Here is a 14,303-nt window from a genome sequence, read left to right on the forward strand (position 1 = left end):
GAGGAGCAGGCGGTGTCGAGGGTGACGGCCGGGCCCTCCAGGCCGAGGAGGTAGGCGACGCGGCCGGACAGGACGCTGGTGAGGGAGCCGGTCACGGCGTGGCCGTCGGCGCCCTCGCCGTGGGCGGCGGGGTAGTCGTGGTAGCTGGCGCCGATGAACGTGCCGGTGCGGCTGCCGCGGACCGTCTCGGGCACGATCCCGGCGCGCTCGAAGGCCTCCCAGGACGTCTCAAGCAGCAGGCGCTGCTGGGGGTCCATGGTGAGGGCCTCGCGGGGCGAGATGCCGAAGAACACCGGGTCGAAGCCGGCGGCGTCGCGCAGGAATCCGCCCTGGACGGCGTAGGTGCGGCCGGGGGTGTCGGGGTCGGGGTCGTACAGCGCGTCGACGGGCCAGCCGCGGTCGGCGGGGAAGCCGCTGATGGCGTCGGTGCCGGACATCACGAGGTCCCACAGGGCCTCGGGCGAGTCGACGCCGCCGGGGTAGCGGCAGCTCATGCCGATGACGGCGATCGGTTCGTCGGCGGTGACGGCGACGGGTGCGGCGGGTCCGGCCGTTTCGGTGCGGGTGCCGGAGTCGTCGAGGAGGGTGCGCAGGAACGCCGCGAGGGCCGCGGGCGTGGGGTGGTCGAAGACGAGGGTGGCGGGCAGGGTGAGCCCGGTGGCGGAGGCGATCCGGTTGCGCAGGTCGACGGCGGTGATCGAGTCGAAGCCGATGTCGCGGAAGGCACGCCGCTCGGACAGGTCGTCGGGGCCGGTGAGGCCGAGGACGGCGGCGGCCTGCCCGCGCACGGTGTCCAGCAGCAGCCGGTCGCGTTCGGCGGCCGGCAGCGCGGCGAGCCGGGCGGCGAACTCGCCGTCGGCGGAGCCCTGTTGCCGCTCGGTGCTGTCGACGGCCCGGCGGGTCTCGGGCACCTCGTCGAAGAGCCGGGTGTCGCGGACGGAGGTGAAGACGGGGTAGTAGCGGTCCCAGTCGACGTCGGCGACGGCGAGGACGGCCTCGTCGTCGTCCAGGGCGCGGCGCATCCCGGCGAGCGCGAGGTCGGCGTTCATGAACACCAGGCCGGTCCGGCGTACGTGGTCGGGGGCGACCCGGCCGACGCCGAGTTCGTTGGCCCAGATGCCCCAGTGCACGGAGGTCGCCTTCAGGCCCCGGGCGCGGCGCTCGGCGGCGAGCGCGCCGAGGTGGGCGTTGCCGGCGACGTACGCGGCGTGCTGTCCGCTGCCCCACAGTCCGGCGACGGAGGAGAAGAGCACGAACGCGTCGAGGTCGTCGTCGGCGAGCAGCGCGTCGAGGTTGCGGGCGCCGTCGACCTTGGCGTGCAGGACCCGGGAGACGGCGGCGAGGTCGGTGTCGGCGAGGGTGTGCAGCTCGATGACGGCGGCGGCGTGGATCACCGTGCGCGGGGTGTGCCCGTCGGCGCGCAGCCGGTCCAGGAGTGCGCCGAGGGCGGCGCGGTCGGTGATGTCGCAGGCGGCGACGGTGACCTGGGTGCCCGACTCGGCCAGTTCGGCGACGAGTTCGCCGGCGCCGGGCGCCTCGGGGCCGCGCCGACTGACGAGCACGATCCGCTCGGCACCCTGGGCGGACAGCCAGCGGGCCACGTGCGGGCCGAGGGTGCCGGTGCCGCCGGTGACGAGGACGGTGCCGCGCGGCGTCCAGCCGTTCGCCGGGCGGTCACCGGTGCGGTCACGGACGACGCGGCGGGCGAAGACGCCGGAGGCGCGCAGGGCGAGCTGGTCCTCGGCGCTGTGGGCGCCGCCCGCGAGGAGTGCGGCGAGCCTGCGCGCGGCCCGCTCGTCGAGGGTGTCGGGCAGGTCGACGGTGCCGCCCCAGAAACGGGGGTGCTCCAGCGCCGCGGTCCAGCCGATGCCCACCGACTGCGCCTGCGCGGGCCGGGTGACCCGGTCGGCGCGGCCGGTGGTGACGGCGCCCCGGGTCAGCAGCCACAGCGGGCAGTCGGCGTCGAGGTCGCCGAGCGCCTGGACGAGGACGACGTTGAGGGCGGTGCCGAGTGCGGCACCCGGGTGGCCCGGGCAGTCCTCCTCGGCCGCGGCCAGCAGGGAGACGATGCCCGAGACACGGGTCGTACCGCCGTCGGACTCCGCCGCGGACTCCGCCTCGGACTCTTCGCCAGCCGCGAGGCCCGCCTCCCGCAGCGACTCGGCGACGGCCTCCCGGTCCAGGTGGGTGCCGTCGAGCACGAGCCGCACGGGTTCGGCTCCCTGCGCGGCAAGGGCTTCGACGACGTCCGTGCCGTCGTCGCCGTCGTCCCCGGCGGCGGTGACGACGAGCAAGCGTCCGGTGACCGTACCGCTCGGCACGGACAGCGGCACCCAACGCACCTTGTACCGCCAGTCGTCCAGCGTCGACTGCTCGCTGCGGCGCCTGCGCCAGGCGGTGAGGCCGGGCAGTACGGCGGCCAGCGCGTCCTCGGCGACGTCGAGGTCCTGGGCGAGCCCCGGCAGGTCGGCCTCCTCCACGGCGTTCCAGAAGGCGGCGTCCTCCGTGCCGGCCGCTCCCTCGCCCGCACCGGGTGTCACGGGCGGCACCCAGAGCCGCTGGTGCTGGAAGCGGTAGGTGGGCAGGTCCACCCGGCGCCGGGCGCCGTCGCCGTACGCGGCGGTCCAGTCGACGGGCACGCCGCGCACGAACGCCTCGGCGACCGAGGTCAGCACGCGTCGCGCGTCGTCCTCGCCACGCCGCAGGGTGCCGCCGACGTACGCGGCGACGCCCGCCTCGTCGACGGCGCCCTGGATGCCCGGGGTGAGCACGGGGTGGGCGCTGATCTCGATGAACGCCCGGTGCCGGTCGGTGAGGAGTCGTTCGACGGCCGGTCCGAAGCGGACCGTCTGTCGCAGGTTGCGGTACCAGTACGCGGCGTCCGTGCCGCCGCCGTCCGCGGCCGGGTCGCCCAGCCACTCCCCCGTCACCGTGGACAGCATCGGAATGCGCGGTGCGCGCGGGGTCACGGGGGCGAGCACGTCGAGGAGTTCGTCGTGTAGGTCCGTCACGTGCGCGGAGTGCGAGGCGTAGTCCACGGGGATCTTGCGGGCCCGCACGCCGTCGGCGGTGAGCACGTCGTGCAGGGCGTCCAGGGCCTCGGGGTCACCGCAGACCACGACCGCGCCGGGCCCGTTGACGGCGGCGACGGTCAGCCGCTCGCCCCATGGCTCCAGGCGGGCGGTGGCCTCGGCGACGGGCAGCGGCACCGACATCATGCCGCCGCGCCCGGCGAGGGTGCGGCCGATGGCCTGGCTGCGCAGCGCCACGACCCGGGCACCGTCCTCCAGGGAGAGCGCCCCCGCGACGACGGCCGCGGCGATCTCGCCCTGCGAGTGACCGATCACGGCGTCGGCGCGGACCCCGTACGCCTCCCACACGGCGGCCAGGGACACCATCACGGCCCAGGTGACGGGCTGGACGACGTCCACCCGGTCGAGTCCGGGCGCGCCGGGCTCCTGGCGGAGTACGGCGGTCAGCGACCAGTCGACGAACGGGTCGAGGGCGAGGGCGCAGGCGGCGACGCGTTCCGCGAACACGGGCGACTGGTCGAGCAGGTGCGCGCCCATGCCGTCCCACTGGGTGCCCTGGCCGGGGAAGACGAACACGGTACGGCCGTCGACGTCGGCTTCGCCGTGCACGACGGGCGCGGACGGCTCCTGTCCGGCGAACGCGCCGAGCGCGCCGGCGAGTTGGGCGGCGTCGGCGCCGAGGGCGACCGCGCGGTGGTCGAGCAGGGCGCGGGTGGTGACGAGGGCGTGCCCGGTGTCGGCCGGGTCGTCGCCGGGCCGCGCCGTGGCGTGGGCGGCGAGCGCGGCGGCCTGGTCCCGCAGGGCGGCCCGGGCACGGGCGGACAGCATCCAGGGCAGGGCACCGGTTACGGGCGGCGCCGTGACTACCGAGGGCGCGGTGGTGACCGGGGCGGGCGCGGCGGTCACCGAGGGCACGCCGGTCACCGGGGGCGCGGTGCCCGGTTCGACGGCCGTGGGCAACTCCTCCGGCGCCTCCTCCAGGACCGCGTGCGCGTTGGTGCCGCTGATGCCGAAGGAGGACACGGCGCACCGGCGCGGGCGCCCGGTGGCGGGCCACTGCCGCTCCTCGTCGAGCAGCCGGAGCGCTCCCGAGGACCAGTCGATGTGCCGGGACGGCGTGTCGACGTGCAGGGTGGGCGGCAGGACGCCGTGCCGCAGGGCCAGCACCATCTTCATGACGCCGGCGACACCGGCCGCGGACTGGGCGTGCCCGATGTTGGACTTCACCGAGCCGAGCCACACCGGACGCTCCGGGTCCCGGTCCCTCCCGTACGTCGCGACCAGTGCCTGCGCCTCGATGGGATCGCCGAGCGCGGTGCCGGTGCCGTGTGCCTCGACGGCGTCGATGTCGTCCGGGGCGACGCGGGCGCTGGCGAGGGCCTGCCGGATGACGCGCTGCTGGGAGGGCCCGTTGGGGGCGGTCAGACCGTTGGAGGCGCCGTCCTGGTTGACGGCGGAGCCCCGGATCACGGCGAGCACCCGGTGGCCGTGGCGGACGGCGTCGGAGAGCCGCTCCACGAGCAGCAGCCCGACGCCCTCGCCGAGGGTCATGCCGTCGGCGCCGTCGCCGAACGCCTTGCAGCGGCCGTCGGTGGCGAGCGCCCGCTGCCGGCTGAACGCCACGAACGAGTCCGGCGTCGTCATGACCGTCGCACCGCCCGCGAGCGCCAGGGTGCTCTCGCCGGCCCGCAGCGACTGGCAGGCCAGATGCAGGGCGACGAGGGAGGAGGAGCAGGCGGTGTCGACGGTGACGGCGGGCCCTTCGAGTCCGAGGACGTACGACAGCCGGCCCGACAGCACGCTCGGGCTGGACCCGGTGACCATGTGGCCCTCGGCGCCCTCCCCGGCGCCACGCCCGTAGTCCTGGTAGCTGGAGCCGATGAACGCGCCCGTGCGGCTGGCGCGCAGCGTGCCCGGGTCGATGCCGGCCCGCTCGACGGCCTCCCACGCGGTCTCCAGCAGCAACCGCTGCTGCGGATCCATGACGAGCGCCTCACGCGGGGAGATCCCGAAGAAACCGGGGTCGAAGTCGCCCGCCGCGTCGAGGAATCCACCCTGCGTGGAGTATGTGGTCCCGCTGCGGTCGGCGTCCGGGTCGTACAGCCCGGACACGTCCCACCCGCGGTCGGCGGGGAACTCTCCGATGGCGTCCGTTCCGGAGGCGATCAGTTCCCAGAACGCCTCCGGGGAGTCGACGCCGCCGGGGAAGCGGCAGCTCATGCCGATGATGGCGATCGGTTCGTCGGACACGTCGGCGGCGGTGGCCACGATGTCGGCCCCGTCGCCCTCGGCGAGGATCTCCCCGAGCAGGTGACGGGCCAGGGCGAGCGGCGTCGGATGGTCGAAGACCATGGTGGCCGGCAGCGGCAGACCGACGGCCGCGGTGAGCCGCTTGCGCAGCTCGACGGCCATGAGCGAGTCGAACCCGTGCTCCTGGAAGGCCCGCTCGGGCCTGACGGCGTCCGGCCCGGGATGCCCGAGCACGGCCGCGGCCTGGGTGCGGACCACATCGAGGACGAACGGCAACCGGTCGTCCTCACGGGCCGCCAGCAGGCGGGTGCGCAACTCGGCGGCGGCACCGGCACGTTCCCGCCGCGCCTGCTGGGCGGCGGCCGCGATCTGGCGTGCGCCGGGCAGTGAGGTGAGGGAGGCGGTGTGCCGGAGCGCGAACATGCCGTCGAGCAGTTCGGCGTCGGCGAGGTCCGCGACGACCGTGTCCGGCGCGCTCTCGGCGACCAGTTCCGCCATGGCCGTCAGCGCGAGCTCCGGTTCCAGGGAAGGTTGGAAGGCGTGCCGGCCGAGCCGCCCCTCGGCGGCCATACCGGCTCCGCTCCACGCGCCCCAGGCGAGCGAGGTGGCGGGCAGTCCCGCCGCGACCCGCCGACGGGCCAGCGCGTCCAACGCGGCGTTCGCGGCGGCGTAGTTGGCCTGGCCGGGGTTGCCGACGGCGCCGGCGAGCGAGGAGAACAGCACGAAGGCGTCCAGGTCCGGGGCCAGGTCCCGGGTCAGCTCGTCGAGGACCTGGGCGGCGGTCACCTTGGCCCGGAACACCGCGTCGAACCGCTCCGGCGTCAGACTGTGCAGCACGCCGTCGTCCAGGACACCGGCCGTGTGGACCACGGCCGTCAGCGGCGCCTCGTCCGGGACCGCGGCCATCAGTTCGCCGAGCCCGTCCCGGTCGGCCATGTCACAGGCCGCGACGGTGACGTCGACCCCGAGCGCCGTCAGCTCCGCCTCCAGCGCCGCCGCGCCGGGCGCCGCCGGCCCACGCCGGCTCACCAGCAGCAGCCGCTCGGCACCGTTTTCGGCGAGCCAGCGCGCGACGTGGGCGCCGAGGGCGCCGGTACCGCCGGTGACGAGTACGGTCCCGGAGGGGCGCCATGGGGCGGGGCGGGGCGTGTCGTTGTCCGTGGGGTGGTCGTCCGCGGGGTGCTTGCCTGCGAGGTACTTGTCCGTGGGGGCGGCAACGAGCCGTCGCCCGTAGGTACCCGCTTCCCGTACGGCGACCTGGTCCTCGCCGTCGGTGCGCGCGAGCACGCCCAGGAACCGGCCAAAGGTCCGCTCGTCCGGCTCCTCGGGGAGATCCACGAGCCCGCCCCAGCGCTCCGGATGCTCCAGGGCGACCACCCGGCCGAGCCCCCACACGGCGGCGGCACGCGGCTCGGGCAGCCCGCGCGCGGCGTCGTCCGCGACCGGCACACTCACCGCACCGCGCGTCACCGCCCACACCCGGGCGTCGAGCCCGGCCCCTTCAAGGGCCTGGACCAGTGCTGCCGTGCCGGTCACGGCCACCGGAACTCCGGAGTCCCGTACCTCGGTCCCGGCGGCGAGCAGCGACACCACACCGGCGATCCCGGCACCGTCGCCGAGCCCGGCCAAGGTCTCCCGCAGACGCGGCGCGATGCCGTCCGGAGCCTCCTCAGCCCCGACCTCCACCGTCAGGGTCTGCCCGCCGAGCGCTGTCACGACGGACCGCACCCAGGCGTCCTCGCCCCACCCGGACGGAACCACGGCCAGCCACGGCCCGGCTTCACGGCTCCCGACCGCGACTCCGTCCCCGAGCGCCTGCCACGTCTCCCTGAACCGCAGCGCGTCCACGGCCGACCGCATCCGCCGCCGCCCGCGCCACGCCGCCAGCGCGGGCACCACGTCGTTCAACGCCTCGCTGTCGACGTGCAGTTGAGCGGCGAGACCGTCCACATCGGCGTCATCGACGGCTGCCCAGAACTCGGCCTCGGCGGGATCGGCGACACGGCTGTCAGATGCCGACAGCGCGGCGATGGCGCCGGACTCGGGCCAGTAGTGCTCGCGTTGGAAGGGATAGGTGGGGGCGTCGGTGAGTCGGGCGCCGGTGCCGGCGAAGAGGGCAGACCAGTCGACCGCGACGCCATGCGTGAAGAGCTGAGACAGGGCCGTGAGGACGGCTGCTTCCTCGGTCCTGTCCTTGCGCAACGTCGGGACGATGACCGCGCCTTCGGGCGCCACCTGCTCGATCAGGGCGGTGAGGGTGCCGTCGGGGCCGAGTTCCAGGAAGCGGGTGACGCCCTGGTCGGTGAGGGTGCGGATGCCGTCGGCGAAACGGACGGTCTCGCGGACGTGGCGGGTCCAGTAGGCGGGGTCGCTCAGGTCGTCGGGGGTGGCGAGGGCGCCGGTGAGGTTCGAGACGAGCGGGATGCGTGGGGGGCGGAAGTCGATGCCGGACAGGGCCTGGGCGAAATCGGCCAGCATCGGGTCCATGAGCGGGGAGTGGAAGGCGTGGGAGACCCGCAGGCGGGTGGTGCGGCGCCCGGGGAGGGCGGCGGCCACCGCGAGAACGGCTTCCTCCGCGCCGGAGAGCACCAGGGAGGTGGGGCCGTTGATCGCCGCGATGCTCACCTCGTCGGTGAGGTGCGGGGCGACGTCGGCTTCCGTGGCCTCGACCGCGAGCATCAGGCCACCCGCAGGCAGCGCCTGCATCAGCCTCGCTCGCGCCGACACCAGCGCACACGCGTCCGCCAGCGACAGCACACCCGCGACATGGGCGGCGGCGATCTCACCGACCGAATGTCCCGCGAGGTACTTCGGAGTGATCCCGAGGGAGGTGACCAGCCGGAACAGCGCGACCTCGATCGCGAAGAGGGCCGGCTGGGTGAACTCCGTACGGTTCAGGGCCTCCTCGTCCTCGCCCCAGATCAGGTCACGCAGGGCGGGGTCGAGCTCGGCCAGCACCGCGTCCAGAGCCTGGGCGAACACCGGGAAGCGGCCGTACAGTTCCCGACCCATGCCCAGACGCTGGGCACCCTGACCCGAGAACACGAACGCCAACGGCCCCTCGACCGCCACTCCCCTGGCCGCCTCGGTTACGCCCTCCGCCGACGCCAGCAACACTGCCCGGTGCGCGAACCGCGCACGACCACCCGCCAGCGTGTAAGCGACATCCACCGACGGCTCAGCCGCCCGCAGCACCTCGATCTGCGCATCCAGCGCCTGCCCCGACCGCGCCGACACCACCAACGGCACCACCGACGGCACCACCGACGGAACGGGAGAGTCGGGCACCGGATCGCTGTCGGCGTCCCGCCACTGCTCCAGGATGATGTGGGCGTTGGTGCCACTGAGGCCGAAAGAGGACACACCGACGCGGCGCGGGCGGTCGCTGTCCGGCCACGGAACCGACTCCCGCACCAGTTCGACGGCACCCGCCGACCAGTCCACATGCGACGACGGAGCGTCGACATGCAGGGTCGGCGCGACAGTGCCGTGCCGCATCGCCATGATCGACTTGATCAGACCGGCGGCACCGGCGGCGGCCTGGGTGTGTCCGAGGTTGGACTTCACCGACCCGAGCAGCAGCGGCCGTTCACGGTCCTGCCCATAGGTGGCAAGGAGCGCCTGCGCCTCGATCGGGTCGCCGAGGCTGGTACCGGTGCCGTGTGCCTCCACGACGTCGACGTCCCCAGCGCTCAGCCCCGCTGACGCCAACGCCTGCCGGATCACCCGTTGCTGCGACGGGCCGTTCGGTGCCGTGAGCCCGTTGGAAGCACCGTCTTGATTCACGGCACTGCCGCGAACGACCGCCAGAATCCGATGCCCATTCCGCACCGCATCCGACTGCCGCTCCAGCAGCAGCACACCCACGCCCTCAGCCCAGCCCACCCCATCGGCGGAGTCGGAGAACGCCTTGCACCGGCCGTCCGGCGCCAGCCCACCCTGCCGGGAGAACTCCACGAACGTCGTCGGCGTCGACATCACCGTCACACCACCGGCCACCGCAAGCGAGCACTCACCACCACGCAACGCCTGCGCGGCCAAATGCACGGCCACCAGCGACGACGAACAGGCCGTGTCGATGGAGACGGAAGGGCCTTCCAGGCCGAGGGTGTACGCGACGCGGCCGGAAACGACGCTCTGGGAGCTGGCGTTGCCGCGGAAGCCCTCGAATTCGGGGCCCGCCAGCAGGTTGGCGTAGTCGCTGTACATGACGCCCGCGAAGACGCCGGTCTGGCTGCCGCGCAGGGAGGTCGGATCGATTCCGGCCCGTTCGACGGCTTCCCACACCGACTCCAGCAGCAACCGCTGCTGGGCGTCCGTCGCCAGCGCCTCGCGCGGACTCATTCCGAAGAACTCGGGATCGAAGCCGCCGACGTCGTTGAGGAAGCCGCCCTCGCGGGCGGATGAGGTGCCCGTGTGCTCGGGGTCGGGGTGGTAGAGCCGCTCCAGGTCCCAGCCGCGGTCCTCCGGGAAGCCCGACACGGCGTCCCCGCCCTGGGACACCAGCCGCCACAGATCCTCCGGCGCCGCCACGTCACCCGGGAAGCGGCAGGCCATGCCCACGACGACCACCGGGTCCTCGGTCACCGCCGCCAACGGGGTCACCGGAGCGGCCGTGCGCGAACCGAGCACCTCGTCCAGGAGGAATCCGGCGAGCGCGCTCACCGTCGGATAGTCGAACACCAGCGTCGCCGGCAACCGCAGCCCGGTCACCGACTGCAAGCCGTTGCGCAGTTCGACGGCGAGCAGTGAGTCGAAGCCCAGGTCGCGGAAGGACCGCGAGTCGTCGAGGCCGGCCGGGCTGTCGTGGCCGAGGACCAGTGCCACCTGGCCCCGTACGAGGTCCAGCAGCACCTCGCGCCGTTCCACCTCGTCCAGACCGGTGAGCCGCTGGAGCAGACCGCCCGCCGCGACCACCCGACGCCGCGAGCGCACCAGCCCCCGCAGCACCGCGGGCACGTCACCGCGATCACGGATCGCGCGCAGGTCGAGCGGGAGGGGAAGGACGACGGGCGTGCCGTGGGCCAGTGCGGTGTCGAACAGTGTGAGCCCCTGCTCCGGGGTCACGGCGGGGAAGCCGGTGCGGGCGAGGCGTTCGCGTTCGGTGGAGGTGAGGTCGCCGGTCATGCCGGTGCCGTCGAGGTCCCACGGCCCCCATACGAGGGACGTGGCGGGCAGTCCGAGGGTGCGGCGGTGCTCCGCGAGGGCGTCGAGGAAGGCGTTGGCGGCGGCGTAGTTGGCCTGTCCTGTGCCCCCGAAGGTACCGGCGGCGGAGGAGACGAGGACGAAGGCCCGGACGTCGGGCAGGAGTTCGTGCAGGTGCCACGCCGCGTCTGCCTTGGGCCGCAGGACGGAGTGCAGTCGCTCGGGGGTCAGGCCGCCGACAAGCCCGTCGTCGAGTACGCCCGCGGCGTGGACGACGGCCGAGACGTGTCGCCCTGCCAGTACGGCGGTGAGGGCGTCGGCCAGCGCGTCACGGTCGGAGACGTCGCAGGCCGTCACGTCGACCCGGTGCGCCCCCAACTCCGTCAGCTCGGAGACGAGTTCGTCGGCGCCCGGTGCGTCCGTGCCCCGCCGCGACAGCAGCACCAGCTCGCGCACACCGTGAGAGCGCACGAGATGCCGGGCCAGGACCGCGCCGAGGCCGCCGGTACCACCGGTCACGAGGACAGGGCCCGGGCCGGTCCAGAAGTCTGCCGCCGGGTCTGCGGGTGTGGTCGCCCGCACGACCCTGGGGGCTTCCAACCGGCCTTCGCGTACGGCGGTTTCGGGCTCGTCGAGGGCCAGGGCCCGGCGAAGCAGGTCGAGGTCGGAGTCGGGGTCGGGGTCGGGGTCGGGGTCGATCTCGTCTCCCGCCGACCAGGACAGCAGGCCGACGCGCCCGGGGTGTTCGTTCTGCACCGTGCGGAGCAGGCCGCGTACGGCACCGAGGACCGGCTCGGGCATGCCTGCGGTGGTCACGACGAGGCGGGCGTCGGGGTGCCTCTCCTGGTCGAGCCACTCCTGAACGAGCCGTAGTACGCGCGCTGTTGTGTCATGCAGGGCTGTCACGAGGTCGTCAGCGGTGGGGTCGCCGTCGATACGGGCGAGGACGACGCCGGGAGAGGTGTCGGTGAGGGAGGCGAGATCGGGGTATGCGGTGGCGCCCCATGCCTGGGCCGACCGGGTGATGTCCTCGCCGACCACGGCGAGCGGGCCGCTGTAGGGCTCCGTGGCGGTGACCGGCGTCCACGCGATGCGGTAGAGGCCGCTGCTCGTGCGGCTCGCCGAGAGACGGTCGTCGGCAGGGCGGACGACGAGACGGTTCACCGATGCGACCGGGTTCCCGTCCTGGTCGGTCACGGTCACAGCGATGCTGCCGGTTCCGCCGGTTGCCGTGCCCGTGCCGGTGCCGGTGGCGGTGGCGGTGGCGGTGCGCGCCAGCTTGGCCCTCACTGTGGAGGCGCCGGTCGCGTGCAGGGACACGCCCTCCCAGGCGAACGGCAGCAGTCCGCCCGGCTCCGCGGCCTCCTCGCCGACGAACGCGGCCGCGTGGAGCACGGCGTCGAGAAGAGCCGGGTGCAGACCGAATCCGCTGGTCGGAACGTGCTCGGGCAGCTCGGCCTCGACGAACACCTCGTCGCCGCGTCGCCAGGCAGCGCGCAAGCCCCGGAACACCGGGCCGTACGCGAAACCGTCCTCCGCCCGTGCCTCGTAGAAGCCGTCGAGGTCCAGGGGCCGCGCCTCGGCGGGCGGCCACGTCGTGAACTCAAGCGTCTGCGGAGAGCGGTCCTCCGCGGCGAGTGTGCCGGAGGCGTGCTGCGTCCAGGGCAGATCCTCCTCCGACGTGTCCGGGCGGGAGTGGACGCCGACGGAACGGCGGCCGTCCGCGTCCGGAGCACCGACGGCGATCTGGATCCGCACGGCCTCACGCGGGCCGAGGAACAAGGGCACGCCGAGGGACAACTCCTCGACCAGGCCGCATCCGACCTCCTCCCCCGCGCGCAGCACCAGTTCCAGGAACGCGGTCGCCGGCAGCAGCACATTGCCCTGCACCGCGTGATCGGCGAGCCAGGTCTGCGTACCTGCCGAGAGGCGCCCGGCGAGGACCACCCCGTCGGACTCCACCAACGGCACGACAGCGCCGAGCAGCGGGTGCCCGACGGGTTGCAGCCCCAGGGCCACGGCGTCCTGAAGGGAAGCGGTGACGGCGGGCCAGTAGTGCCGGCGTTGGAAGGGGTAGGTGGGGGCGTCGGTGAGACGGGCGCCGGTGCCGGCGAAGAGGGCAGGCCAGTCCACGGGGACGCCGTGCGTGAAGAGCCGGGACAGGGCCGTGAGGGCGGCCGCTTCCTCGGTCCTGTCCTTGCGCAACGTCGGGACGACGACCGCGTCTTCGGGCGCCAACTGTTCGATCAGGGCGGTGAGGGTGCCGTCGGGGCCGAGTTCCAGGAAGCGGGTGACGCCCTGGGCGGTGAGGGTGCGGATGCCGTCGGCGAAGCGGACTGTGCCACGGACGTGTCGGACCCAGTAGTCCGGCGTGTCCGGGGCGGTGAGGGTGCCCGTGAGGTTCGAGACGAGCGGGATATGGGGCTCGGCGAAGTGGAGACCGGAGATCGCGGCGCGGAAGTCCTCCAGCATCGGATCCATCAGCGGGGAGTGGAAGGCGTGGGAGACCCGCAGGCGGGTGGTGCGGCGGCCGGGCAGGGCGGCGGCCACCGCGAGAACGGCTTCCTCCGCGCCGGAGAGCACCAGGGAGGCGGGGCCGTTGATCGCCGCGATGCTCACCTCGTCGGTGAGGTGCGGGATGACGTCGGCTTCCGTGGCCTCGACCGCGAGCATCAGGCCACCCACAGGCAGCGCCTGCATCAACCGCGCCCGCGCCGACACCAGCGCACACGCGTCAGCGAGCGACAGCACACCCGCGACATGAGCGGCGGCGATCTCACCGACCGAATGACCGGCCACGTAGTCCGGCCGTAGGCCCAGAGATTCGGCCAACCGATACAGCGCCACCTCGACCGCGAACAGCGCGGGCTGAGTGAACTCCGTACGGTTCAGGGCCTCCTCGTCCTCGCCCCAGATCAGATCACGCAGGGCGGGGTCGAGCTCGGCCAGCACCGCGTCCAGCGCCTGGGCGAACACCGGGAAGCGGCCGTACAGTTCCCGACCCATGCCCAGACGCTGGGCACCCTGACCCGAGAACACGAACGCCAACGGCCCCTCGACCGCCACTCCTCTGGCCGCCTCAGCGATGCCCTCCGCCGACGCCAGCAACACTGCCCGGTGCGCGAACCGCGCACGACCACCCGCCAGCGTGTAAGCGACATCCACCGACGGCTCAGCCGCCCGCAGCACCTCGATCTGCGCATCCAGCGCCTGCCTCGACCGCGCCGACACCACCAACGGCACCACCGACGGCTGCTGGGCGGGGCTCGACTCCTTTGCGTCCATGGGGAGTTCGAGGATCACGTGGGCGTTGGTGCCGCTGAGGCCGAAGGAGGAGACAGCGGCCCTGCGGGGGCGGTCACTGTCCGGCCACACAACCGGCTCCCGCACCAGCTCCACCGCACCCGCCGACCAGTCCACATGCGACGACGGAGCATCCACATGCAAGGTGCGCGGGACGACACCATGCCGCATCGCCAGCACGCTCTTGATCACACCGGCAACACCAGCAGCAGCCTGCGTGTGACCGAGATTCGACTTCACCGACCCCAACAACAGCGGCCGTTCACGATCCTGACCATAGGTGGCAAGAAGCGCCTGCGCCTCGATCGGATCGCCAAGCGTGGTACCCGTGCCATGCGCCTCCACCACATCCACGTCCCCAGCACTCAACCCCGCGGACGCCAACGCCTGCCGGATCACTCGCTGCTGCGACGGGCCGTTCGGTGCCGTCAGCCCATTCGACGCACCATCCTGGTTCACCGCACTGCCGCGAACGACCGCCAGAATCCGATGCCCGTTGCGCACCGCATCCGACCGCCGCTCCAGCAGCAGCACACCCACACCCTCAGCCCAGCCCACCCCATCGGCGGAGTC

General features: G+C 73.6%; 1 protein-coding gene (only partly in view). It reads right to left on the minus strand.

From position 1 onward, the window contains the following. The coding region annotated (locus IE262_RS38820; RefSeq protein WP_189880327.1) for a type I polyketide synthase crosses the window boundary (this coding region is incomplete at its 5' end): on the minus strand, window positions 1-14,303 show 14,303 of its 28,038 nt. The annotated region extends 13,735 nt beyond the left edge of the window.

Source organism: Streptomyces bluensis (assembly GCF_014650715.1).
Taxonomy (GTDB): domain Bacteria; phylum Actinomycetota; class Actinomycetes; order Streptomycetales; family Streptomycetaceae; genus Streptomyces; species Streptomyces bluensis.